This is a genomic window from Paraclostridium sp. AKS73 (assembly GCF_025671395.1).
GTDB classification, from domain to species: domain Bacteria; phylum Bacillota; class Clostridia; order Peptostreptococcales; family Peptostreptococcaceae; genus Paraclostridium; species Paraclostridium benzoelyticum.
This window is the reverse complement of the sequence record NZ_JAIXHU010000023.1, coordinates 1-24,635: the sequence shown is the minus strand read 5'-3', so window position 1 is coordinate 24,635 and position 24,635 is coordinate 1. Positions and strand designations below refer to the sequence as shown.

Here is a 24,635-nt window from a genome sequence, read left to right as displayed (position 1 = left end):
GGTGAAAACCGATGAGTATAAATACAAACAAAAGTACTTATAAAATAACTGGGATGACTTGAGCAGCTTGTGCAAAAGCTGTTGAGAAAGCAGTTAAAAAATTAGATGGGGTAGAAAATCAGAGTGTAAACATAGCAACAGAAAAACTAGAGATAGAGTATGACCCGAATAAAGTTAAATTCGAGGATTTAAAGGATGCTATAGAAAAAGCTGGTTATGGTATAAAAGAAGAGGTGAAAAAAACGGAATTGTTTGAAAAAATTGATATAAAAATAGAGGGAATGACATGCCAATCTTGCGCAAAGGCAGTTGAAAGAGGTATAAAAAAATTAGATGGAGTAGAAAGTGTAAATGTAAATATAGCGACAGATAAAGCAACAATAACGTATGATGGGTCTAAAGTTAAATTAACACAAATTAAAGGTGTAATAGAAAAAGCAGGGTATAAAGTTGTAGATGAAGCTAAGCAAATTGATATAAAAATAGAAGGAATGACATGTCAATCTTGTGCAAAAGCAGTTGAAAGAGGTATAAAAAAACTAGAGGGTATTAAATCTGTAAATGTAAATATAGCAACAGATAAAGCAACAATACAGTATGATGGATCAAAAGTAAAGTTATCACAAATTAAGAGCGCAATAGAAAAAGCAGGGTATAAAGTTGTAGAAAAAATTAAAGATAATAATATAGATGAAGATAAAATAAGAAAAGAAAAAGAAATAAAGGTTCTTAAAAATAAGCTTATAATATCCATGGTATTTGCAATTCCATTATTATATATAGCTATGGGACCAATGATGCCTAAACCATTTGGACCATTACCTATACCAGAGGTTATAAACCCTATGCATAATTCACTAAACTATGCATTAGTTCAATTATTATTAGTAATACCTATAATCGGAGCGGGATATAAGTTTTATATAAATGGAACAAAAGCATTAATAACTAAAAGTCCAAACATGGATTCTTTAGTTGCAATAGGTACAGCTTCAGCGCTTATATACAGTATATATACCACTATACAAATTGCTACGGGAAAAATTGGTAATGTAGGTGGGCATGATCATCAATTATATTACGAAAGTGCTGGTATAATAATAGCACTAATATTACTTGGGAAATATCTGGAAACTAGATCTAAAGGAAAAACTTCTGAAGCTATAAAAACTCTTATGGGATTACAGCCAAAGACTGCAATAATAATAAAAAATTCACAGGAGTTAGAAATACCAATTGATGAAGTTGAAGAAGATGATATTATAGTAGTAAAACCAGGAAGTAAGATACCTGTAGATGGTATGGTAATTGAGGGACATACTTTAGTAGATGAATCTATGCTTACAGGAGAAAGTATGCCTGTTGAGAAAAAAGTTGGAGATAAGGTAACTGGAGCTAGTATAAATAAAAATGGCAATATAAAATTTAAAGCAGAAAAAGTAGGAAGTGATACTGCTCTTGCTCAGATTATAAAATTAGTTGAAGATGCACAAGGAAGCAAAGCGCCTATAGCAAAATTAGCTGATACTGTATCGGGTTATTTTGTGCCAACAGTTCTAGCAATAGCTACAATAAGTGCATTACTTTGGTTCTTTGTAGGTGGAAAAGATTTAGTATTTTCTCTAACTATTTTTATATCTATATTAGTTATAGCTTGTCCATGTGCATTAGGACTTGCAACACCGACAGCTATAATGGTTGGAACAGGTAAAGGCGCAGAAAATGGTATATTAATAAAAGGTGGAGAAGCACTAGAGTCTGCACATAAAATAAATACTATAATATTTGATAAAACAGGAACTATAACAGAAGGAAAACCTGTTGTAACGGATATTGTAACTACTAATATAGTTAGTGAAAAAGAACTTCTTCAATTTGCAGCAAGTGCAGAAAAAGGGTCAGAACATCCGCTTGGAGAAGCTATAGTAAAAAAAGGCGAGGAAGAAAAATTAGAAATTTTAAATGTAACTAATTTTAACTCTATAACAGGTCATGGTATAGAAGTAACAATAGATAAAAAGAATATATTATTAGGAAATAAGAAACTTATGGATGATAAAAATATAAGTACAAGTGAGTTAGAGACAATTTCGGATAAATTAGCAAGTGAAGGTAAAACTCCAATGTATATATCTATTGATAATAAACTAGCAGGTATAATAGCTGTTGCTGATATAGTTAAAGAAAACAGTAAAAAAGCAGTAGAAAGATTACATGAAATGGGAATTCAAGTTGCCATGGTTACTGGAGATAATAAAAAACAGCAAATGCAATAGCAAATGAAGTTGGTATAGATATTGTTTTAGCTGAAGTATTGCCAGAAGATAAAGCAAATGAAGTTAAAAAACTTCAAGAAAAAGGTAATTTTGTAGCAATGGTAGGTGATGGAATTAATGACGCTCCTGCATTAGCTAAGGCTGATATAGGTATTGCCATAGGAAGTGGAACTGATGTTGCAATTGAATCTGCAAACATTGTATTAATGAAAAGTGATCTTATGGATGTCCCTACAGCTATCAAATTAAGTAAAGAAACAATTAAAAATATTAAGCAAAATTTATTCTGGGCATTTGGATATAATACAATAGGTATACCTGTCGCAGCAGGGATTTTATATTTATTTGGAGGACCTTTATTAAATCCTATGATAGCAGCAGCTGCTATGAGTTTAAGTTCAGTATCTGTAGTTAGTAATGCATTAAGATTAAAAAACTTTAAAGCATATAAGTAATAAAAAAGAATAGCCAAATTAGGCTATTTTTTACGCTTAGGTAAATTAAAATTTAATTATGAAAATTTAGGGTAAAAATTATATATGTATATGATGATCATTGTATCCATACAATCAAAATAATAATTGTATGGGTACAATAATTATTGTATGTTTGAATACGTTTCTTTATAATAAAAGCATAAGGAATTGATCGTGGAGGGATATAATATGCATGAGGATACAAGGAAAACAGTGATTAAGGGTCTGATGATAGCTTTAGTTTGTATTGCTACTATGGCCATACAAATACCAATACCTGGAACTGATGGATATGTTAATATTGGAGATAGTGTGATTTTTATTTCATCAATATTATTTGGACCTATAACAGGTATGATAGCAGGAGGAATCGGTTCTGCTTTTGCTGACATATTAAGTGGATATGCTCATTGGGCAATATTTACTCTGATAATAAAAGGATTAGAAGGATATTTAGTTGGAATTATAATGAAAAATAATAATACAATTATAAAAAGTGTACTTTCAACAGGAATAGGAACTTTAACAATGGTAATAGGATATTTTATAGCTGGAATATTATTAAAAGGTAGTGCTATAATTTCAGCAGCTTCTATACCTGCAAACTTAATACAAGGGATAATAAGTATGGTAATAGCTATTCCGCTTTCATATTCTCTAAGTAAAGTAAAATATGTTAAAATGTTTAAAGCTCATTCTTAGAATAAAAAATATACAAATTAAATAAAAAAGCAAGTGAATAAATATTAATATTCACTTGCTTTTTTACACTTAATGAAATTATAATTATTGAAAAAAGTGTTTAAAATTTAACATAATTGATTTTCTCTATATTTACAAATTAGTACATAGATATTTGCAATTTTACATATTTATACAATTTTCATACAATAGATGTTGGGTTAAGAAGCTTATTCATAATGTAAAGGGAGGAAAAAATTATGGAAAATATAGACGATAATAGTCTGAATCAAAAAAAGGGAAGTGCGATAGCATTACTTCCTATAGGTGTATTTTTAATATTATTTTTAGGTAGTGGGATTTTAACTGGAGACTTTTATAAAATGCCAGCATTGACAGCATTTGTAATTGCAGCCGTAGTGGCATTTATAATTAATCCAAAAGAATCTTTAGATAATAAAATGGAAGTTTTTTTAAAGAGTGCGGGAGATAGTAACATACTAATAATGATTGTTATATTTTTATTAGCAGGAGCTTTTGGTAGTGTAGCTAAATCAATGGGAGGGGTAGACTCTACAGTAAACTTAAGCTTAGCGATTTTACCACCAAATTTATTAGTACCAGGTTTATTTTTAATGGTATGTTTTATATCTACATCAATGGGAACATCTGTTGGAACGATTTCTGCACTAACACCTATTGCTATAGGAGTATCGCAAAAAACTGGAATACAATTAGAATTACTAGTAGCAATAATAGTTGGTGGATCTATGGTTGGAGATAGTTTATCTATGATATCAGATACAACTATAGCAGCGGCAAGTACACAAGGTTGTAAGATGAAAGATAAGGTAAAAATGAACTTCTTTATTATACTTCCAGCAGCATTACTAAGTTTTATAATAATAGCTGTAATGACAGCAGGGACAGCAGCTTCAGCTGAAGCTGGACCTTATGAAGTTATAAAAGTTGTACCGTATGTTGCAGTATTAGTTGGAGCTCTAGCTGGAGCAAATGTTTTTGTACTTCTTGCAGGAGGGGTTGTATTTGCAGGAGCTATAGGAATTTTTACAGGAACATTAGATATGTGGCAATTTATAGATGCTGTATCTAAAGGTATGGCTGGAATGCAAGAGTTATGTATATTAGTAGTTATAGTAGGTGGGGTAATAGGACTAATAAAACACAATGGTGGTATAGATTTCATATTAAATTTTGTAACAAGCAAGATAAAAAGCCCAACTGGAGCTAAGTTTGGAATAGCTTTAATTGCTAGTATAATAGATTTATGTACAGCAAATAACACTATAACTATAATAACAGCAGGACCATTAGCTAAGGACATTGGGAAAAAGTATGGTCTTGATCCAAGAAAACTTGCAAGTATATTAGATTTATTTTCATCATGTTGGCAAGGTATGATTCCTTATGGAGCTCAAATATTAACGGCTGTAGGAATTGCTGGAGTTTCATCTATAGGAGTTATTAAATTTTTATATTATCCAATACTTCTATTAATATTTGCAAGTATCTCTTTAGTAATAGAGTTTCCTAAATTAAGCTTTAAAAAAGAAGCTAACAAAGAAAGCAAAGCAAGTTAATAAATAAATTAAAAATAAAAAAGGATTTTTTAATCCTTTTTTATTTTTTTACTAAAAATTGCTTTAAATACCTTATTTAATGTGATTGTTTTATCTATATATGAATAGCAAGAAATAGAAAATAACAATTTTACATATTTATACAATTTTCATACAATAGACCTGGGACTAATATCTAATATTTATACAATTTCAAGGGGGATTAAAATGAAAATTGCAAAACGATTAATATCGCTAGGTCTGATTAGTACGATGTTGTTTACTGTAGGATGTTCATCTAAAGGTTCAGAAAGTAAAGACTCAGGGAAAACAAATAGTGCTTCAAGTGGGAAATCCATAACTTTAGTAGCCGGTGGAAATCCACAAACAACAAATCCATTATATGCTAACGATAGAGCATCAATGACGCTTATGAATGCTATTTATTCACCTCTATATGTTATAGAAGGTGAAGAGAAAACGTTATACTTAGCTGAAAAAGTTGATATATCAGATGATTACTTAACTTATAAGGTTAAATTAAGAGATAATTTAAAGTGGCATGATGGAAAGCCTATAACTACAGACGATATTATATATACATACAATGCTATTATGGATAAAAATCAAAATTCAATAAGAAGAGCAGATTTTTTAGTAAATGGAGAACCTGTTGAATTCAAAAATAGATGATCAAAATTTTGAAGTTAAATTGCCATCAGTTTTAATGTCATTTGAAGATACACTAAGTTCTTTAAGACCTATACCAAAGCATATATTTGAAGGGGAGAAAGATATAGCTAAGAGTGAAAAAAATAATTCACCTATAGGTTCTGGACCATATAAAATAAAAGAAGTAAAATCTGGAGAAAGTATACTACTAGATAAGAATACAGATTATTTCTTGGGAGATCCCAATTTAGATACCGTAGCGTATAGAATAATTCCAGATAGAAATTCAGCTACTATGGCGCTTCAAAATGGAGAAGTTCAAGCGAATTATGTTAAACCAGATCAAGTTGAAACTGTATCTAAGAATAAAAATTTAGATGTAAAAATGTTTGATGAGGGAATGGTAGACAATTTAGTTTTATGTGAAGAAAATAAAGATTTAGCTAAAAAAGAAGTGAGACAAGCTATAGCTTATGCAATAAATAAAGATCAAATAATGACATCAGCTTATGGATCAGATAAATATGCTAAAAAAGCATACTCATTATTTGCACCAAATACATTATATTACACAGATGATGTTGAAAAATATGACTATAACAAAGATAAAGCTAAAGAATTATTAAAATCTGCAGGAACTGAAAATTTAAAATTAAGATTAGGATATACTAATGGAGATAAAACTTTAGAATCAATAGCATTAGTGATACAAAATAACTTAAAAGAAATAGGAATAACAGTTGATTTAGTGCCTCTAGAAAGAAGTGCATTTTTAGGCCAATTATTTACAGAAGATTTATCTACTAGAACATTTGATATGGCTATAAATGGTTATGTTATGGGGAATGAACCAGCAGGCTATGCATCTATATTTACAAATGAAGAGTCAAATAATGTACAAGGTTATTCAAATGAAGAAGTAAATAAACTATTTAAGGAAGCATCTGTAGAGACAGATAGTGCTAAAAGAGGAGAATTATATCAAGAAATTCAACAAAAAATAGTTGAAGACGTTTCATTATATCCGATAGCATACCCTAAATCTATGGTTGCTATAGATAAACAATACACAGGAATAGATGAAGCTAAATTAGTTCCGATATATATGTTCCAAGATTTATCTAAACTAAATAAGAAGTAGTGAAAATGATATATAAATTTTAGAGCTGTTTCATAATAGAAACAGCTCTTTTCAAGTAAGCTTAGATTGGGGTGACAGTATGAAAGAAAAAATTATAAAAAGACTTTTAAATATGATACCAATGTTGTTTTTTATAACTATAATATCATTTATATTAATGCACTTAGCACCAGGAGACCCACTACAGGCATACATATCACCGGATATGAATGTAGAAGATATAGAAAGAATTAGAGAAAGTTTGGGACTTAACGACCCAATAATAGTTCAATATTTTAAATGGCTATTTAACACTATACAAGGTAACTTAGGATACTCAATGGTTAATAGTAAGCCTGTGCTAGATCTTATATTGGAAAGGTTAGGGCCAACTATTTTACTTTCTGGAAGTGCATTAGTAATATCTATTATGATATCAATACCAGTAGGACTTATATCAGGGTATAAGAAAAATTCAATAATAGACAAAGTCTTAAACGTAATTTCATATATTGGAATTTCTATACCTAGTTTTTGGTTTGCAATGATGCTAATATATGTTTTTTCAATAAAATTAAATATATTCCCTAGTGTAGGGATGAGAACTATTGGAGTAGATACAACTTTAGATTTAATAAATCATTTAATATTACCCGTTACGGTTTTAAGTTTTTACAATTTATCAGTGTATATAAGATACATTCGTTCAAGTACTATAGAACAATTAAAACAAGATTATGTCACTACTCAATATGCATATGGAGCTAGCACGAAAGATATACTTTTTAAACATGTACTAAAAAATACTTTATTGCCTGTGATAACTATATTTGGAATGTCACTTCCTAGTATTTTTACAGGGGCATTTATAACAGAAACTATATTTGGATGGCCAGGAATGGGACAACTAGGAGTAAATGCAATTTTTGGATATGACTACCCAGTAGTTATGGGGATAACTTTATTTTCATCGGCGATGCTGATAATCGGGAATTTGATAGCTGACATACTATATGCAATGGTAGATCCTAGAATTAAATCATAAGAGAGGGTAGTAAAATGAATGATAGAGTAATTAAAAATTTAAAGATAAATTTAAAACAAAATAAGCTAGCAATACTAGCCATTGCAATTATTGTGATTTTTACAATCGCTTCAGTTTTTGCATTTTTATCACCTTATGACCCTAATCAGATAGATCCGATTAATAGGCTTTTAAGACCGAGCCTAACACATTTATTTGGAACAGATGATGTAGGTAGAGACTATTTTACTAGATCCCTTTATGGTGGAAGAATATCACTTATGGTAGGATTTATGGCAATGATAATATCTACATTGGTAGGAACTATTATAGGGGCTATAAGTGGATATTTTGGAGGTAAAATAGATGGTTTTATAATGAGAAGTATAGATATTCTTATGTGTATTCCAACATTTTTCTTAATTTTGGTTATAAATTCTTATTTAGGGGCATCAGTTAAAAACTTAATACTTATAATTGGATTTCTAGGATGGATGTCAATTGCTAGAATTGTAAGGGGAGAGACGCTATCGGTAAAAGAAAGAGAGTATGTATTATACGCAAAAGCGTCGGGACAAAGTTCTTTTAAAATAATAACTAAGCATATAATTCCAAGTATACTACCAACTATAATTGTTTCAGCTACTATAAATATAGCAACCGCAATACTATTAGAATCATCATTAAGTTTTTTAGGTGTTGGAGTAACTCAGCCAAATGCATCGTGGGGAAGTATGTTGAAAGATGCTCAAAGTTATTTGATGGATGCGCCTTACTTAGCATTTTTCCCAGGTATGTTTATATTATTGACCGTACTTAGTTTTAATTTAATTGGAGATGTGTTAAGAAATGTATTTGATCCAAAAGCAAATGACAGGTAGGTGAGAAATGTGGGAAAAATATTAGAAGTTAAAAACTTGAAAACTTCTTTCTTTACACAAGAAGGAGAAGTTGAAGCAGTTAGGGATGTTAGTTTTGATGTATTTAAAGGAGAAACTGTTGGAATTGTTGGTGAAAGTGGAAGTGGAAAAAGTATAACATCTAAATCAATAATGAGAATTATAGAGAAACCAGGAAAAATAAAAGATGGTGAAATACTTTTTGAAGAAATAGATTTATTAAAATTAAGTACTAAAGATATGAGGGAAATAAGAGGAAATAAAATATCTATGATATTTCAAGATTCTATGACTGCCCTAAATCCCCTTATAACAGTTGGAAATCAGATACAAGAAATTATAATTAGGCATCAACATTTAGATAAAAAAGAAGCTAGAGAAAAATCTATTGAAATTTTAAGAAAAGTAGGAATACCTTCACCTGAAGATAGAGTAAATAGGTATCCTCATGAGTTTAGTGGTGGAATGAGACAAAGGGTGTGTATAGCAATGGCTATAAGTTCTAATCCTAAACTTTTAATAGCTGATGAGCCAACAACAGCATTAGATGTTACTATACAAGCTCAAATACTAAATCTTTTAAAAGATTTAAATAGAGATAAAGATAGCTCTATAATGCTAATAACACATGATTTGGGCGTAGTTTACAATACTTGTGATAGAGTAGTTGTTATGTATGGCGGTAGAATAATGGAGATAGGAACGGTAGATGAGATTTTTGAAAATCCAAAGCACCCATATACCATAGGATTGTTAAAATCAATTCCAAGAGGGGTGAACACTAAAAAAGAAAAATTAACATCTATAGAGGGTACACCTCCAAATTTACTAAAACCTCCTAAGGGATGTCCGTTTTATGATAGATGTAATGAAAAATGGATATGTGCATTGAAAGACCTGCAACAAAACTAATTAATGAAAATCATAAAGTAGACTGTTGGAAATATTCAGGAGGAAAATGAATTTAATAGAAGTTAAAAATTTAAAAAATATTTTATTCAAAAAGTGGTTTAATAAAAAAGATGTAAAGGAAGTTAAGGCTGTAGATGATGTTAGTTTTTATATAAAAAAGGGTGAAACGTTAGGATTGGTTGGAGAAAGTGGTTGTGGAAAATCTACATTAGGAAGAACTTTAATAAGACTATATGATGTTACAGATGGTGAAATTTTATTTGATGGAGAAAATATATCTAAAAAAAATGAAAAGCATTTAAAAGAATTTAGAAAACGAACACAAACAATTTTTCAGGATCCATATGCATCTTTAAATCCTAACATGACTGTAATGGAAATCATTTGTGAACCATTAGATATACACACGAATTATTCTAAGATTGAGAAAAAAGATATTGTATATAACCTGCTTGAAAAAGTTGGATTAAAAAAAGAGCATGCAAACAGATATCCACATGAGTTTAGTGGAGGACAAAGGCAGCGTATTGGAATTGCTAGAGCACTTTCAGTAAAGCCGGATTTTATATTTTGTGATGAACCTATATCAGCTTTAGATGTTTCAGTACAAGCTCAAGTTATCAATTTACTCGAAGATTTGCAAGAAGAGTTAGGGATAACCTACTTATTTATAGCACATGATTTATCTATGGTAAAACATATATCTGATAGAGTTGGAGTTATGTATCTAGGAAAGATAGTAGAAATCGGAAGTAGCGAAGATATATACAGCAACCCTAGACACCCATACACAAAGGCTTTATTAAGTAGTATTCCAATCATAGGAGAAAAAACAAAAAAAGAAGTTTTAGATGGAGATGTACCGAGCCCTATAAATCCACCATCTGGTTGTAGGTTCAGAACTAGATGTAAACATAAAACTTTGATTTGTGAACAAAAGGAACCTGTTATGATTAAAACAGATAGCGAGCATTTTGTTGCATGTCATAACTTAAAATAAACATAAAAACAGAGTATATTATATACCTGTTTTTTTATGCTTATTTTAAATTTCAAATTCTTTATGTCTTATAAATTTTAAAACAAAGTTTTTACTATGACCAACTATCCATATACATAACAATGTTATAAAAAGGCTAAACCTAACTCAAATATATCTATCATAGAAAAACTCATTCTCATAAATATCATATAAGAAGTAATCATAAAAACTATGTAATTTATACTAAATAGTAAATCTACTAATTTTTCAGACCAACCGTCTAAATATGATTTTCTCGATTTAAAAAGCTTACAGCCCATATTTTTCATTTCTGAGAAAATAGAATAAAATGAATAAATTATTACTGAAACTAAAAAACACTTATACTATATGGAATTTTGTATATAAAGCTTATTCCCCCTGAACAAGCTAAAATGAACAAACATAGCATAACTTTTTTAAATAAATATTTAATAAACATAAATCCTAATAAACATGCTATTAAAATCAATATTAATTCCAATATATCAACCCTTTCTAAACTTTAAAATACGAAATATCATTATATATTATTTTCTATATTATAACAATTAATCACCTTTTTATTCTTATGGAAATTATAAACTTGAGCAACGGACCTGCTTTTTAAGGTCGTTGGCATCATGAACAAAGTGAATTTTTTATAATATTTATTAAAAATGATACAAAAAGTGTTAATAATGAAAAAATTAAACCCACAGTTAAAAATAAAAAACATAAACATTAAATTTAAATATCAAATATTATTAAATAAATTAGCTTGATTTAATAAATTGATAAAAAGCGTAACTATAAAAACAATAATAAAACACACTATAAAACCTTTAAAACTTCCTTTTAAATCAGCGAGACTTAAGCTCATATGTGTGGCTATAGAATATATGAAAAATAGCATAATTAAGTGTTTAAAATCAGCTAAATATTTTAGGGAGAACATGCTTTTTAATATTAATAAAGTATCATTAATTAAAAGACTAAAAACTTTTAAATAGTCAGTTGACTCAAGGTATTTAATATACAAATCAATATGTATATTATTTGTAAGTACTTTGTATGTATCATTAGAAAATAAAATTAAAAGTATCCATATGAATAAAGTACCAAAATCATAGGGGCAATACCTATAAAAAAATTGCCAATTTGCTGATATAGATTACTTGAATTATAAGTATGTTTTACATATCCTAAGACTCCATCTTCTTTATATTTAAAAGGTCTAAATAATTCAACTTTAACTATTTTATGGTTAAATATAAACGCCATTAGCATATGGCTTAACTCATGAACTACAGTTCCTATAAAACCAGTAAATACTATAAAGTTTATTCCAAGTGAATTTTGTATGAGTTCATTATTTTTAGATTCAATTAAGTTTAATAAAATACCAAAAACTATAAAAACTCCTAAAACACTAGCTAAATTTAAAAAGCTTTCTATAAACGTATTAAAAATAATCATATTACTACCTCATTTTATTTTAAGTAAATTTTATTACAATATATTATCATAACTATGAATATTATATCAAATTATGAAATTTTAAAGTGTGCTATAATATATAATTGGCAAAATATATATTATGTTTTAAAGGGAGGGTATTATGATAGACGTTTTTTTAGTAGAAGATGACAAAGCATTAAGTAGAGAAATTCATATGTGTTTAAGTAAATGGGGATATAGGACACATGAAGCAAAAAATTTGGATAATATAGCAGAAGAAGTTATAGCAATTAATCCTAAGTTGGTATTGATGGATATAAATTTACCATTTTATGATGGATTTTACTGGTGCAATAAAATAAGAAATATATTAAAAGTACCTATAATATTTATTTCATCTAGGGATAACGATATGGATATTGTTATGTCTATAAATATGGGAGCCGATGACTATATAATAAAACCTTTTCAACTCAAGTATTAGTTGCAAAAGTACAAGCTATATTAAGAAGAACATACTCATACAACAATTCATTAAAAGTTGATATTGTAAAATATAAAGATGTAATTTTAAATATTTTAGAAAGTAAGATTTATTTCAATGATCAGTTTGTTGAACTGAGTAAAAATGAGTTTAAAATAATTAATATATTAATGAACAATCAAGGAAGTATAGTTAGTAGAGATACAATAATAGAAGAATTATGGGATAGCGAAGAGTTTATAAGTGAAAATACTTTAACTGTAAATATAAATAGGCTGAGAAAAACTTTAGAAAATATAGGTTTGAGCGATTTTATAGTTACTAAAAAAGGTCAGGGGTATTATATACAATGAATTTAAAAAATTATATAAAACAATTTAAATTATCTATATATTTAGTTATATTTATAGTAGTTATAGTTAATATAAATATAATTGCAGATCTTAGATTAGAAAAGGTTTTGAATAGTTTAATATATATAGATACAATGATTTTAGTTGTATGTATTGCTTTCTTTATACTTGGATATAGTTCATACATAAAAAACTATAAAAGCTTATTTGAATATATAAATAATAATAAAACATATGAATTTAAAAATAATAAGCTAAAAGAAGTTATAGATAATAAATTATTAGAAAATGAAAATACAGTAGAAAGTTTAAAAAAAGAAATTGAAGAGATAAATGACTATATGACTAAATGGATACATGAGATTAAAATTCCTATTGCGGTTTTAGAAATTATTAGTCAAAGAGTAAAAGAGCTAGAAAATAAATATTTTGGGAATTATGAGTTACACAAACAAATAAATATTGAACTTAAACGAATTGATAGTTTAGTTCAACAAGCTTTATATATCAGTAAAAGTGGAGATTATAGTTCTAACTTTTTAATAGAAGAAATAAATTTAGAAAAAATAGTAAAAGAAATTATAAAAAAGAATAAATATTTATTTATATACAACAAGATAGAGTTAAAAATAGGGAATTTAAATTATAACGTGTTAAGTGATAAAAAATGGTTAATGCACATAATTGAACAAATAATAAATAATTCATGTAAATATATTAAAGAAGATGGTGTTGTAGAAATTTACTTGAAAAATTCGGAAATTGGAATAGAACTTCACATTAAGGATAATGGAATTGGTATAAAAACAGAGGATATAAATAGAGTATTTGATAAAGGGTATGTAGGAAAACATAACGAAATAACCAAATCTACAGGAATGGGGTTATATATATCAAAAAATATTAAATAAATTAAGTCATGATATAAGTATAGAATCAAAGGAAAATGAGTTTTGTAATGTATGTATAACATTCTATAAATTATCAGATTACTTTAATGTTACATAAGTGTAATATTAAGCCTCTGAACTGTAATGTAGATGGATAGATTACAAGGTAATTAGCTTATACAATATAAGTATAAAATAATTACAATTTGGAGGGTAAGGTATGTTAAAAGTAATAAATTTAAATAAAAGTATTAAAAATAATAAAAATACATTTAAAATTCTAGAAAATATAAACTTAGAGGTTAAAGATGGAGAGTTTATAAGTATTATGGGGCCTTCTGGGGCAGGGAAAACTACGCTTTTAAATATAATGTCTACTATTGATAGACCTAGTGAAGGAAAAGTTTACTATGATAATGAAGATGTCCATTCTTTAAAAAATAAAGAATTATCTAGGTTTAGACGTGATAATATAGGTTTTATATTTCAAGACTATAATTTATTAGATAACATGAGTATAGAAGACAATATAGCACTACCTCTTGTTATAGCAAACGAAAAACCTGATAAAATACAAAAAGAGGTTGAAAAATTAGCTAGTTTTTGGAATAAAAAAAACATTTGAAAAGCTATCCATATGAATTATCAGGGGGACAAAAACAAAGAGTTGCAGCAGCAAGAGCCATAATAACTTCACCATCTATTATATTTGCGGATGAACCTACAGGAGCATTAGATTCAAAATCTGCATCAGAACTTTTAAGTTGTTTAAAAGAGATGAATAAAAAATTTAATGTAACTATAATAATGGTTACACACGATGCATTTACAGCAAGTTACTCAGATAAAATTATTTTCATAAAAGATGGTAGGCTAAACACTAGGATAGATAGTAATGGAAATAGAAAAGATTTCTTTAAGCAAATAATGAACTTATTAACTTCTATGGGAGGTGAAGTAAGTGAATTTATTTAAGCTAAGTTTAATGAATATAAGACAAAGTATAAAAAACTATGGAGTTTATATTTTCTCTATGGTTTTCTCAATTGCTGTATTTTACAATTTCACAACTTTAATTTTCAGTAAACAATTCATTGAAATAAAAGACTTAAATGCAGTATCTATGGCAGGAGGAATGTGCGCTTTTGTTCTAATATTTTTCTTTATATTTTTTATCTCTTACTCAAGTAAATTTTTTATAGAACAAAGAAAAAAAGAGTTTGGAATATACACATTTATGGGTGTTGAAAATAAGCAGATCGCACTGATGTTTTCATTAGAAGCACTTATAATTGGGCTAATATCAATGATAATTGGTATGGGTATTGGAATACTTTTGAATAAGATATTTTTAATGATTTTAGTTAAACTATCTTATGTAAATAAAGTAATAAATTTTGAGATAAACTTTATTTCAGTAATTCAGACTTTACTAATATTTTTGATTATATTGATTGGTGTTTTTATAAAAGAATATATTTGTTTAATAAAAACAGATATAAGTAAACTTATAAATGCAAAAAAAATATACCAATTAGAAAATAACAAATTAAACAATACTAAAGGGGTCATAGGATTTATAATAATTATTCTAGGGTACTTGCTAATATTAAAATATAAAGAAGCTAATGTGGCATTTCCGATAGCTATAATGGCAACGGTAATTATGACTATTATAGGAACTCATTTTTTATTCAGAGGATTTTTCTCGATTTTTATAAGAAATATTATAAAAAATAAAAAGAGGTTATACTCAAAAACAAACATTGTAAGTTATAATAATATTATTTTTAGGATAAAAGATAATAATAAAACCTTAGCTCAAGCTGCAATATTAATAGCTTGTAGTTTGACTTGCATAATGGTTGCATTTTGTATGAGTTCTTGTTTTGCAACAGGATTTGAAAATGAATACCCATATAGTATATATTATACAAGTGAAAATAAAAATGATGATAAGTCTTTAGATATGGCTGTAAATTTAAGTAACGAAGATGTTAAGTATAAAACTACTGTAGATTTAATTCCATACAAATCAAATTTAAGTATGTATATAAATGATGTGTATTTAGTTAAATATTCAGATGTAGAAAATTTGTTAAAACATGGAAAAGTAAAACATGAGAAAGATATAGAAAAAATAAACCACAAAAAGGTGAGGCAATTTTATTAATAGATGCAAGGGTTATGAATGCATTTAAAATAAATGATAATTTAAAAATAAGTAATGAATCAATAAAAATTAATAAAAATATACCTTCTAATATAATGGGACAATCAACTAATGGTACACTAGTCTTAAATGATAGCGATTATGAAAAATTAAAAACTAAGTTAAATAAAAAAGAAGTATATTTTAAAGCTATCACACTTAATAACTTTGAAAACACTAACTCGATAGCTCAATACATGAGAGAAAATTCAAAAAGTGAAATTTATAGTGCTGATCAATTTGATAAAACTATATATTATGCAATAAATGGTGTATACTTTGTAGGATGTTTTTTAGCACTTGTATTTACAGTATCACTAGGTAGCATCATGTATTTTAAATGTATCCAAGATGCTAGTGTTGATAAAGAAAGATTTAATACTTTAAGAAAAATTGGAGTAAGTCAAGCATATATAAATAAAGCGGTGTTTAAACAATTAGGAATATTTTTTATACTTCCTGTTATTGTTGGATCTGTACATGGTATTGTTGCAGGCTATGCTGTTAATTCCATGTTTAACTCAGACCGTTTAGAGCTTATCGGAGTATCATTAATTATATTTAGTTTTATATACTTAATTTTTTTATATAATAAGTACTAAAAATATATAAGTATAACTAAGTAAATAAAGTAAAATATGTAGTAAGAAAATTAATTTGAATTATTTTCTACTCATATTTTTTATGATAATATCTATATATAGACTGATTTTGTATAATGTAAAATTATATTCATAGAAAATTCATATGCAAATTATAATATATATATTAAGCAATTTTGAAATTTAGAGGAGAATTATTATGAAAAATAAAAATATATTAGTAATAGAAGATGATAGTAATATACAAGAATTGATAGTAGAATTTTTAAGTGCAGAAGGATATAGCGTGGAATCGGCAAATGATGGAATAGAGGGTATACAAGCTTTTAAAAAAGGTGAATTTGATTTGGTTATATTAGATGTAATGATGCCTAATTTAGATGGACATGCTGTATGTAAGATGATAAGACAGAGTTCAGATATACCTATAATATTTTTAACGGCATTAAATCAAGAGAGTGATCAAGTTAAAGGATTTGAACTAATGTGCGATGATTATATAACAAAACCTTTTTCATTTACCTTGTTGATGAAAAGAGTAGAGGCTGTTTTAAGAAGAAGTGGCAAATATAATGAGTCTAATACATTAAGTTTTGAGAAGCTAAGTTTAGATTTAAACACATATCAAGCATTTTTAGATAATGAAGTAATAGAATTGACATTAAAAGAATTTAACATATTAAAGACTTTAATAGAGAATTATCCCCACGTAGTTACTAGAGAGAATTTACTAGATAGTGTATGGGGCTATGATTACTATGGAGATACTAGAGTTGTAGATGCCCATATAAAAAATATAAGAAAATTGGAATTCCATATATAAAAACAGTGAAAGGAATAGGATACAGTCTTGATAAGAATTAGAAAAAATGGAAAGAATTAGCTATAAGTACAAAAATATTTTTAATAATAACTACATTATCTATAGGGCTTATAATAACTATATATCTGATTTTGTACTTCTTATTACCTCCATACTATGAAAAATATAAGGTAGAGTCTATAAATAATAGATTGACAGTTTTAGCAGCAAGGTCAAGGAGAGATGATTTAGAGGAATTGAAACAACATTTATATAAAATTTCACAGCATGAAAATGTAGGTGTGTTATTAAGAGACTCAAATGGAAAAGTTGAATATGGGAATAAGGAACTTTCATTTTTGCCATATTCTAATAATATTAGTGACTCTTATGAAAACTATCAAAAAACTGTAGCTTTGTATATAAGAGACAGTAATGCTCCATATTATCTGGATATAAGTATGCCGCTTCAACCAGTAGATGAAGCAACTACTGTAATACTAGATTTAATGCCTATAATAATAGGTGTTGCAATAGTATTGTCTATAATAACTTCATATGCATTCTCAAAATGGGTGACAAAACCTCTTATTGATATAATTGAAAGTGAAAGAATGCAAGAAGCTAAAAGAAAGGAGTTTATAGCAACTATATCTCATGAATTAAAAACCCCGATAACCATTATAAGTGGACAATTAGAAGGTATGATTTATAATATTGGGAAATATAAAGATCGTGATACATACTTGCAAAAATCATATGATTCTACTCAAGAATTAAAAACTCTAGTAGAAGAAATGATTCAGGTATCTAAATTTGAAATTTTGGAAAAAAATCTGAAAGCAAAGAATTTGATTTAAATAGTTTAATAAACAAGCTTATAAAAAGACAAATGTATTTAATTGAAGAGAAAGAATTGAAATTAGATGTAAAATATCAAGGTGAAATATTTATAAATGCGGATGAAGAGAGAATAGCAAAAGCTATAAATAATTTAATAAACAATGCTATTAAGTATTCACCGGAAAATGCGGACTTACTAATACGTTTATACAAGAAAGAAAATGCAATTTTAGAGATAGAAAATACAGGTATTACAATAGATGAAAAGCATAAAGATAAATTATTTAAACCATTTTATAGAGTGGAAAAATCAAGAAATAGGAAAACTGGAGGAAGTGGACTAGGGCTTTATATAGTAAGTCAAATACTTAAAGAGCATGGGTTTAAATATAATATAAAAAACGGAAAAAACTCTGTTATATTTATAATAGAATTTAATGAAAATTAGAAAAAATGAAAGATGCTGTTTTGAATTTATTTTAAAATGACATCTTTTTATTTTTTGAAAATGTATATATCAATATTAAAAAGTCGTTCAAGCAAATCAAATTTTTTGTAGTATAATATAAATGAAATATTTAAATATAAGGAGATATTGAATTGTTTAATAATATAACTAATGAAAAGATATATCAACAAGTTATAAATCAGATACAAAATATGATATTAGAAGGAAAGCTTAAAAATGGAGATAAGTTAATGTCAGAACGTGAATTATCTCAAAAAATGGGAGTAAGTAGAACATCGATAAGAGAAGCACTTAGGGTTTTAGAAACTATGGGGATAATAGAAAGTAGACAAGGCGAAGGAAATTTTATTTGTAATAAAATTGAAACATCATTAATACAACCTTTATCTATGATGTTTACTTTAAACAATGGCGACTATAAAGATATAATAGAATTAAGACGAATGATAGAATTAGAAGCAGTTAAATTAGCAGCTATAAGAGGAACAGACGAAGAACTTGAAGAGTTGAAAATGATTTCACAAAGATTGACAAAAAAAGATGAAATTTATAATAAAGGCGAAATTGATAAAGAAATCCATTATAAAATTACTTGCATGAGTAAGAACTTTTTGATAAAAAGTTTATATACAATATCATTAAATTTATTAGAAAATTTTATTATAAATTCAAGACAAAAGATAGTAGAATTTTACCATGAAGAAGAAACTTTAAATTTACAACACAAAAAAATCTGTGAGGCTATCATAGACAGAAATCCTGAAAGTGCATACAAATACATGAAAGAGCACTTAGACTTAATAAAATTTACTATGGAAAAAATATAGATTTCTAAATTTAGAAATCTATATTTTTTATTTGAAAATATTTATCAATTTTAAAATCAATAAAAAAGTAAATTGAAAATCAAATAATAATATATATTTTGTTAAAATAAAAACAATGCTTGTAAATCTTTAGAAAATTTACTATCATGAAATTACAAACTGGTATGACCATAATACCAATATTAATAAAAACAGTAAAATGATTAAACAAACCTAAAACTATACGCTACTAAGTAGTGCTGCATTTCAAGAGGAGGGGCATAAATGGAGTTAAAAGTACCTTATTCAAAAGCTGGTATGAACATAAATATACCAGATGAAAACATGATAAAAGTTTTGCAATCCAAAGCTCATGATTTTAAATCTCGATTAAGTGAAGGTGAGATAGTAAAACAAGCTTTAGATAATCCTATAGGAAGTGAAAAATTAGAAGATCTAGTTAAAGGGAAAAAAAGCATGGTTATAATAACTAGCGATCACACTAGACCTGTACCAAGTAGGATAACGTTACCTATAATGCTTAAGAAAATAAGAAATTCAAATCCTGATATAGATATAAAAATAATAATATCAACAGGGTTTCATAGACCGAGTACAAGAGAAGAACTTGTATATAAAATGGGAGAAGAAATAGTGGATAATGAGCAAATAATTATGCACTTTTCAACAGATGAACAAGCTATGGTCAAAGTTGGAACGCTTCCATCTGGAGGAGATTTAATTGTAAATAAAGCAATTATAGAAACTGATTTATTAATAGCTGAAGGATTCATAGAACCACACTTCTTTGCAGGTTTTTCAGGTGGAAGAAAAAGTGTACTTCCAGGAGTTGCATCTGCTAAAACCATAATGTATAATCACTGTTCTGAATTTATAGATAGTCCTTACGCTAGAACAGGAAATCTAAAAAATAATCCAATTCATAGAGATATGTTGTATGCAGCGCAAAGCGTTAATTTAGACTTTATTTTAAATGTAGTTATAGATAAAGATAAAAAAGTTATAGGTGCCTTTGCAGGCGATGTTAAAGAAGCTCATGAGGTAGGCTGTGAATTTGTAACTAAACTATCTAAAGTTGATAAAGTTGATGCTGATATTGTAGTTAGTACAAATGGAGGTTATCCACTAGATCAAAATATATATCAAACAGTAAAAGGAATGACTGCAGCAGAAGCTACATGTAAAGAAGGTGGAGTAATAATAATGATATCTGCATGTAATGATGGCCATGGAGGCCAATCTTTTTATGATAGTGTAGCAAAAGCATCCTCACCTAGTGAAATATTAGAAAGAGTAAGAAAAATTCCAAAAGATAAAACTATTCCAGACCAATGGGAGTTTCAGATATTAGCAAGAATTCTAGAAAAATTTACAGTAATTATGGTTACAAACTTATGTGATCCTAATATGATTAAAAACATGCATATGAAACATGCAAATAGTTTTGAGGAAGCTTTAAAAATAGCTTTTGACATAAAAGGCAACAACTCAAAAATAGCTGTTATACCTGATGGAGTATCAGTTATAGTAAAGTAAAGGGGGAAGCAACATGGAAATATTAGTATGTATAAAACAAGTTCCAGGAACATCTGAAGTAGAAGTAGATGAAAAGACAGGGGTTTTAAAAAGAGATGGAGTAGATTCTAAAATGAATCCATATGATTTATATGCTCTTGAAACGGCATTAAAAATTAAAAAAGAAAATAATGCTAAAGTAAAGGTTTTAAGTATGGGACCACCACAAGCAAAACAAGTAATTCAAGAAGCGTTCATGATGGGTGCTGATGAGGGTTCATTAGTAAGTGATAGAAAGTTTGCAGGAGCTGATGTACTTGCAACTTCATATACAATTTCACAAGGAATTAAAAAGGTAGGTAAAACTGATTTAATAATTTGTGGTAAGCAAACAACTGATGGAGATACTGCACAAGTTGGACCAGAAATAGCTGAGTTTTTAAATATACCTCATGTTACTAATGTAACAAAATTAATTGAAACTAAAGAAAAAAGTATAGTAGTAGAAGTAGATATGCCTAATACTCGTGAAATTTGTGAAATTAAATTTCCTTGTTTGATAACAGTTGAAAAAGAGATATTCCAACCAAGATTACCTTCTTTTAAATTAAAACTTGAAACTAAAGATAGAGAAATACCAATGATTAGCCTTAATGATTTTGAAGACAAAGATGAAAAAATTATGGATTAAATGGATCTCCAACTCAAGTTTTAAAAATTTTCCCACCTACTTCAAATGTAGAAAAAGAAACTTGGAAGGGTGAAGAAGTATCATCTTTATTATTAAATAAAATAAAAGAGCTAAAATTAATATAAGGGGGAATTTAAAGTGGCTAAAATAGTTATAAATCAAGAAAAAGTTACAGAAATGAAAAAAGTATTAGACATATGTCCTTTTGGTGCTATAGAGCTAAATGATGGAAAATTAGAAATTGGTGCAGGGTGTAAAATGTGTAAGATATGTGTAAAAACTGGACCAAAGGGTGTATTTGAATTCGTAGAAGATGAAGTTATAAAAATAGATAAAGATAAATGGAAAGGTATAGCAGTATATGTTGATCATCATGAGGGAGACATCCATCCTGTAACATTTGAATTAATAGGAAAAGCTAAAGAAATGGCAAAAAAAATAAATCAACCAGTTTACTGTATATTTGTTGGAAGTAATTTAGAAGACAAAACAGATGTATTACTTTCTTATGGTGTAGATAATGTATTTGTATATGATTACAAAGATTTAAAAGAATTTAAGATTGAACCATATACTGCATGTGTAGAGAATTTTATAAAAGAAGTAAAACCAACTATATTACTGTTTGGGGGAACTACAATTGGTAGAAGTTTAGCTCCAAGGCTTGCAGCTAGATTTAAAACTGGATTAACAGCAGATTGTACAATACTGGATGTTCAAGAAAATACTGACTTAGACCAAATAAGACCTGCTTTTGGAGGTAATATAATGGCACATATACATACACCAAACCATAGACCGCAGTTTGCTACAGTTAGATATAAAATATTTTCAGCTCCAGAAAAAGTTGACCATCCAACAGGTAAGGTTACTTTATGCAATATAGATGAAAATAAATTAAAATCTGATATAGATGTTTTAGAAATTAACAATAAAACTAAAGAAGTAGGAATAGAAGATGCAGAAGTTATAATAGTTGGAAGTAGAGCTATTAAGAAAAAAGAAGACATGGAAATGCTATATAAATTAGCTGATTTACTAGGCGGGCAAGTTGCAGGAACAAGACCTTTAGTAGAATCTGGATGGATAGATGCTAAAAAACAAATTGGGTTAAGTGGTAGAACTGTAAAGCCTAAGTTAATAATAACTTGTGGGGTATCAGGAGCTATACAATTTGTTGCAGGGATGAATGGATCAGAGTGCATAATATCTATAGATAAAGATGAAAAAGCTCCTATTTTTGATACTGCTCATTATGCAATTGTAGGAGATGTTTATGATGTAATACCTAAACTTATTAAAGACTTAGAGCTTGAAAAATCAAATGACTATGAAGCAATAGACGAAGTTTTAGCTATATTAGAATAAGGATCGGGGGAAAATACAATGTATAAAAAATAGATCAAAAAGATATTGAATTTTTAAAAAGCGTATGTGGAGTTGAAAATATTTTAGTAGGAGAGGAAATAAATGAAGATTACTCTCATGATGAGTTGGGGGGAGTTGAAAAATACCCTGAAGTTTTAGTAAATGTTCATAGTACAGAAGAAGTTTCTAAAATAATGAAATATGCATATGAAAATAACATACCTGTAACACCGAGAGGGCAAGGTACTGGATTAGTTGGGGCCGCTGTAGCTATTTATGGTGGAATAATGATAAACTTAAGTCAAATGAATAAAATAATAGAGTTAGATGAAGAAAACTTAACATTAACAGTAGAACCTGGAGTATTACTTATGACAATAGGTCAATATGTAAGTGAAAGAGATTTATTTTATCCTCCAGATCCAGGAGAAAAAAGTGCAACAATTGGTGGAAATATAAATACCAATGCAGGTGGAATGAGAGCTGTCAAATATGGGGTTACAAGAGACTATGTAAGAGGATTAGAAGTTGTACTTGCAAATGGAGAAGTAATCAATGTTGGAGGAAAAGTTGTAAAAAACAGTTCAGGTTATAGTATAAAAGATTTATTAGTTGGATCAGAAGGTACTTTAGGAATCGTAACTAAAGCTATACTTAAATTATTGCCATTACCTAAAAAAGATATAAGTTTACTTATTCCATTCTCAGATTTAGGAACAGCAATAGAAACAGTTCCAAAGATAATAAAATCTAAGTGTATTCCAACTGCGATTGAATTTATGGAAAGAGATGTAATCCTTGCAGCAGAAGAATTTTTAGGTAAAAAATTCCCAGATAATACATCAGATGCGTACTTATTATTAAAATTTGATGGAAACAGCAAAGAAGAAATTGAAAAGGCATATGATCAAGTGGCAAAACTTTGTTTAGAGTGTGGAGCTTATGATGTATTTATCTCAGATACTCAAGAAAGAAATGAATCTATATGGTCAGCTAGAGGTGCATTTTTAGAAGCTATAAAAGCAACTACAACTGAAATGGATGAATGTGACGTTGTTGTACCAAGAGATAAAGTTGCAGAATTTATAAAGTTTACAAATGAACTTCAAGAGACACTGAATGTAAGAATTAAAAGCTTTGGACATGCAGGAGATGGGAATTTACACATATATATATTAAGAGATGAATTAAATAAATCTGAATGGAATACAAAGCTAAAAGAAACTTTTGAAAAGATGTATGAAAAATCTAGAGAACTTAATGGGCAAGTTTCTGGAGAGCATGGAATTGGATATGCGAAAAAGAATATTTAAATGAATCTCAAAGTGAATCATATATGGAAATAATAAAAAATATAAAATTAGCGTTTGATTCTAAGAACATATTAAATCCAGGGAAATATATTAAAACTTATATATAAAAAGTCGATTTTAAAAAATCGACTTTTTTTTGTGCAACAAATAATAAAATAAAATTAA

At 27.9% G+C, this 24,635-nt stretch carries 23 protein-coding genes and 3 pseudogenes; 24 read left to right on the top strand and 2 right to left on the bottom strand.

Annotated features, from left to right (window positions below):
* Positions 1 to 11: 11 nt before the first annotated feature.
* The 9 genes and pseudogenes from LEQ07_RS12655 to LEQ07_RS12615 all read left to right on the top strand — a co-directional run bounded on the left by LEQ07_RS12655 (position 12) and on the right by LEQ07_RS12615 (position 10,640).
* Positions 12 to 2,731, top strand: a pseudogene (locus LEQ07_RS12655) (heavy metal translocating P-type ATPase).
* A 210-nt stretch (positions 2,732 to 2,941) separates the two neighbouring features.
* On the top strand, positions 2,942 to 3,454 hold the full coding sequence (locus LEQ07_RS12650; protein ID WP_046823790.1) for an ECF transporter S component: 513 nt from the start codon (positions 2,942 to 2,944) through the stop codon (positions 3,452 to 3,454).
* A gap of 239 nt (positions 3,455 to 3,693) precedes the next feature.
* A complete protein-coding gene (locus LEQ07_RS12645; RefSeq protein WP_263330912.1) occupies positions 3,694 to 5,034 on the top strand; it encodes a Na+/H+ antiporter NhaC family protein in 1,341 nt (446 codons plus the stop codon).
* Positions 5,035 to 5,241: 207 nt separating this feature from the next.
* Positions 5,242 to 5,706 (top strand): ABC transporter substrate-binding protein, encoded by a 465-nt coding sequence (locus tag LEQ07_RS12640; protein ID WP_263330911.1) that lies wholly within the window; start codon positions 5,242 to 5,244, stop codon positions 5,704 to 5,706.
* The gene (locus LEQ07_RS12635; protein WP_263330910.1) at positions 5,687 to 6,826 is read left to right on the top strand and encodes an ABC transporter substrate-binding protein; all 1,140 of its coding nucleotides are present in this window, start codon (positions 5,687 to 5,689) and stop codon (positions 6,824 to 6,826) included. Before LEQ07_RS12640 ends, LEQ07_RS12635 begins: the two co-directional genes overlap by 20 nt.
* Positions 6,827 to 6,905: 79 nt before the next feature.
* On the top strand, positions 6,906 to 7,850 hold the full coding sequence (locus LEQ07_RS12630; protein WP_263330909.1) for an ABC transporter permease: 945 nt from the start codon (positions 6,906 to 6,908) through the stop codon (positions 7,848 to 7,850).
* Between the two features lie 14 nt (positions 7,851 to 7,864).
* Positions 7,865 to 8,710 (top strand): ABC transporter permease, encoded by an 846-nt coding sequence (locus LEQ07_RS12625; protein ID WP_263330908.1) that lies wholly within the window; start codon positions 7,865 to 7,867, stop codon positions 8,708 to 8,710.
* 9 nt (positions 8,711 to 8,719) lie between these two features.
* Complete coding sequence (locus LEQ07_RS12620; RefSeq protein ID WP_317852081.1) at positions 8,720 to 9,640, top strand: ABC transporter ATP-binding protein; 921 nt, start codon at positions 8,720 to 8,722, stop codon at positions 9,638 to 9,640.
* 46 nt (positions 9,641 to 9,686) lie between these two features.
* The gene (locus tag LEQ07_RS12615) at positions 9,687 to 10,640 is read left to right on the top strand and encodes an ABC transporter ATP-binding protein (RefSeq protein ID WP_263330907.1); all 954 of its coding nucleotides are present in this window, start codon (positions 9,687 to 9,689) and stop codon (positions 10,638 to 10,640) included.
* 125 nt (positions 10,641 to 10,765) lie between these two features.
* Here LEQ07_RS12615 and LEQ07_RS12610 read toward each other — a convergent pair whose 3' ends face one another.
* Complete coding sequence (locus LEQ07_RS12610) at positions 10,766 to 10,951, bottom strand: hypothetical protein (RefSeq protein ID WP_263330905.1); 186 nt, start codon at positions 10,949 to 10,951, stop codon at positions 10,766 to 10,768.
* Positions 10,952 to 11,735: 784 nt separating this feature from the next.
* Positions 11,736 to 12,119: a hypothetical protein gene (locus tag LEQ07_RS12605; protein WP_263330903.1), complete on the bottom strand. Its 384-nt coding sequence runs from the start codon at positions 12,117 to 12,119 to the stop codon at positions 11,736 to 11,738.
* A gap of 142 nt (positions 12,120 to 12,261) precedes the next feature.
* Between LEQ07_RS12605 and LEQ07_RS21610 the strand changes: the two genes are divergently transcribed.
* From LEQ07_RS21610 to LEQ07_RS12540, 15 genes and pseudogenes are all read left to right on the top strand, one after another.
* The gene (locus tag LEQ07_RS21610) at positions 12,262 to 12,585 is read left to right on the top strand and encodes a response regulator (RefSeq protein ID WP_332843173.1); all 324 of its coding nucleotides are present in this window, start codon (positions 12,262 to 12,264) and stop codon (positions 12,583 to 12,585) included.
* 170 nt (positions 12,586 to 12,755) lie between these two features.
* On the top strand, positions 12,756 to 12,938 hold the full coding sequence (locus tag LEQ07_RS22615; RefSeq protein WP_334307510.1) for a winged helix-turn-helix domain-containing protein: 183 nt from the start codon (positions 12,756 to 12,758) through the stop codon (positions 12,936 to 12,938).
* Entirely contained in the window at positions 12,935 to 13,849 is a 915-nt protein-coding gene (locus LEQ07_RS12595) for a sensor histidine kinase (RefSeq protein ID WP_263330902.1), read from the top strand. The genes LEQ07_RS22615 and LEQ07_RS12595 overlap by 4 nt, the downstream gene beginning before the upstream one ends.
* A 199-nt stretch (positions 13,850 to 14,048) precedes the next feature.
* Entirely contained in the window at positions 14,049 to 14,453 is a 405-nt protein-coding gene (locus LEQ07_RS21600; RefSeq protein WP_332843172.1) for an ABC transporter ATP-binding protein, read from the top strand.
* Positions 14,450 to 14,803: an ATP-binding cassette domain-containing protein gene (locus LEQ07_RS21595; RefSeq protein ID WP_332843171.1), complete on the top strand. Its 354-nt coding sequence runs from the start codon at positions 14,450 to 14,452 to the stop codon at positions 14,801 to 14,803. Before LEQ07_RS21600 ends, LEQ07_RS21595 begins: the two co-directional genes overlap by 4 nt.
* Complete coding sequence (locus LEQ07_RS12585) at positions 14,790 to 16,001, top strand: FtsX-like permease family protein (RefSeq protein WP_263330900.1); 1,212 nt, start codon at positions 14,790 to 14,792, stop codon at positions 15,999 to 16,001. The genes LEQ07_RS21595 and LEQ07_RS12585 overlap by 14 nt, the downstream gene beginning before the upstream one ends.
* Before the next feature lie 14 nt (positions 16,002 to 16,015).
* The gene (locus LEQ07_RS12580; protein ID WP_263330898.1) at positions 16,016 to 16,642 is read left to right on the top strand and encodes a hypothetical protein; all 627 of its coding nucleotides are present in this window, start codon (positions 16,016 to 16,018) and stop codon (positions 16,640 to 16,642) included.
* A gap of 199 nt (positions 16,643 to 16,841) precedes the next feature.
* Positions 16,842 to 17,506, top strand: a pseudogene (locus LEQ07_RS12575) (response regulator transcription factor).
* Positions 17,507 to 17,596: 90 nt separating this feature from the next.
* Complete coding sequence (locus LEQ07_RS12570; protein WP_263330896.1) at positions 17,597 to 18,304, top strand: histidine kinase dimerization/phospho-acceptor domain-containing protein; 708 nt, start codon at positions 17,597 to 17,599, stop codon at positions 18,302 to 18,304.
* 32 nt (positions 18,305 to 18,336) lie between these two features.
* The gene (locus tag LEQ07_RS12565) at positions 18,337 to 18,735 is read left to right on the top strand and encodes a sensor histidine kinase (RefSeq protein WP_263330895.1); all 399 of its coding nucleotides are present in this window, start codon (positions 18,337 to 18,339) and stop codon (positions 18,733 to 18,735) included.
* Between the two features lie 152 nt (positions 18,736 to 18,887).
* On the top strand, positions 18,888 to 19,583 hold the full coding sequence (locus LEQ07_RS12560) for a FadR/GntR family transcriptional regulator (RefSeq protein WP_263330894.1): 696 nt from the start codon (positions 18,888 to 18,890) through the stop codon (positions 19,581 to 19,583).
* A 264-nt stretch (positions 19,584 to 19,847) separates the two neighbouring features.
* The gene (gene larA, locus LEQ07_RS12555; protein WP_046821983.1) at positions 19,848 to 21,119 is read left to right on the top strand and encodes a nickel-dependent lactate racemase; all 1,272 of its coding nucleotides are present in this window, start codon (positions 19,848 to 19,850) and stop codon (positions 21,117 to 21,119) included.
* Positions 21,120 to 21,132: 13 nt separating this feature from the next.
* Positions 21,133 to 21,789: an electron transfer flavoprotein subunit beta/FixA family protein gene (locus LEQ07_RS12550; RefSeq protein WP_332843169.1), complete on the top strand. Its 657-nt coding sequence runs from the start codon at positions 21,133 to 21,135 to the stop codon at positions 21,787 to 21,789.
* Between the two features lie 138 nt (positions 21,790 to 21,927).
* Positions 21,928 to 23,157: an FAD-binding protein gene (locus tag LEQ07_RS12545; protein WP_263330893.1), complete on the top strand. Its 1,230-nt coding sequence runs from the start codon at positions 21,928 to 21,930 to the stop codon at positions 23,155 to 23,157.
* Positions 23,158 to 23,186: 29 nt separating this feature from the next.
* A pseudogene (locus LEQ07_RS12540) lies at positions 23,187 to 24,577 on the top strand (FAD-binding oxidoreductase).
* The last annotated feature ends 58 nt before the right edge of the window (positions 24,578 to 24,635 follow it).

What these genes read in the sequence shown, in the direction of transcription:
- LEQ07_RS12615 (WP_263330907.1), top strand. Translation starts at nt 9,687, where the DNA reads ATGAATTTAATAGAAGTTAAAAATTTAAAAAATATTTTATTCAAAAAG.
- LEQ07_RS12565 (WP_263330895.1), top strand. Translation starts at nt 18,337, where the DNA reads ATGTATTTAATTGAAGAGAAAGAATTGAAATTAGATGTAAAATATCAA.
- LEQ07_RS22615 (WP_334307510.1), top strand. Translation starts at nt 12,756, where the DNA reads ATGAACAATCAAGGAAGTATAGTTAGTAGAGATACAATAATAGAAGAA.
- LEQ07_RS12650 (WP_046823790.1), top strand. Translation starts at nt 2,942, where the DNA reads ATGCATGAGGATACAAGGAAAACAGTGATTAAGGGTCTGATGATAGCT.
- LEQ07_RS12630 (WP_263330909.1), top strand. Translation starts at nt 6,906, where the DNA reads ATGAAAGAAAAAATTATAAAAAGACTTTTAAATATGATACCAATGTTG.
- larA (WP_046821983.1), top strand. Translation starts at nt 19,848, where the DNA reads ATGGAGTTAAAAGTACCTTATTCAAAAGCTGGTATGAACATAAATATA.
- LEQ07_RS12595 (WP_263330902.1), top strand. Translation starts at nt 12,935, where the DNA reads ATGAATTTAAAAAATTATATAAAACAATTTAAATTATCTATATATTTA.
- LEQ07_RS21600 (WP_332843172.1), top strand. Translation starts at nt 14,049, where the DNA reads ATGTTAAAAGTAATAAATTTAAATAAAAGTATTAAAAATAATAAAAAT.
- LEQ07_RS12580 (WP_263330898.1), top strand. Translation starts at nt 16,016, where the DNA reads ATGAATGCATTTAAAATAAATGATAATTTAAAAATAAGTAATGAATCA.
- LEQ07_RS12605 (WP_263330903.1), bottom strand. Translation starts at nt 12,119, where the DNA reads ATGATTATTTTTAATACGTTTATAGAAAGCTTTTTAAATTTAGCTAGT.
- LEQ07_RS12645 (WP_263330912.1), top strand. Translation starts at nt 3,694, where the DNA reads ATGGAAAATATAGACGATAATAGTCTGAATCAAAAAAAGGGAAGTGCG.
- LEQ07_RS21610 (WP_332843173.1), top strand. Translation starts at nt 12,262, where the DNA reads ATGATAGACGTTTTTTTAGTAGAAGATGACAAAGCATTAAGTAGAGAA.
- LEQ07_RS12640 (WP_263330911.1), top strand. Translation starts at nt 5,242, where the DNA reads ATGAAAATTGCAAAACGATTAATATCGCTAGGTCTGATTAGTACGATG.
- LEQ07_RS12550 (WP_332843169.1), top strand. Translation starts at nt 21,133, where the DNA reads ATGGAAATATTAGTATGTATAAAACAAGTTCCAGGAACATCTGAAGTA.
- LEQ07_RS12625 (WP_263330908.1), top strand. Translation starts at nt 7,865, where the DNA reads ATGAATGATAGAGTAATTAAAAATTTAAAGATAAATTTAAAACAAAAT.
- LEQ07_RS12610 (WP_263330905.1), bottom strand. Translation starts at nt 10,951, where the DNA reads ATGAAAAATATGGGCTGTAAGCTTTTTAAATCGAGAAAATCATATTTA.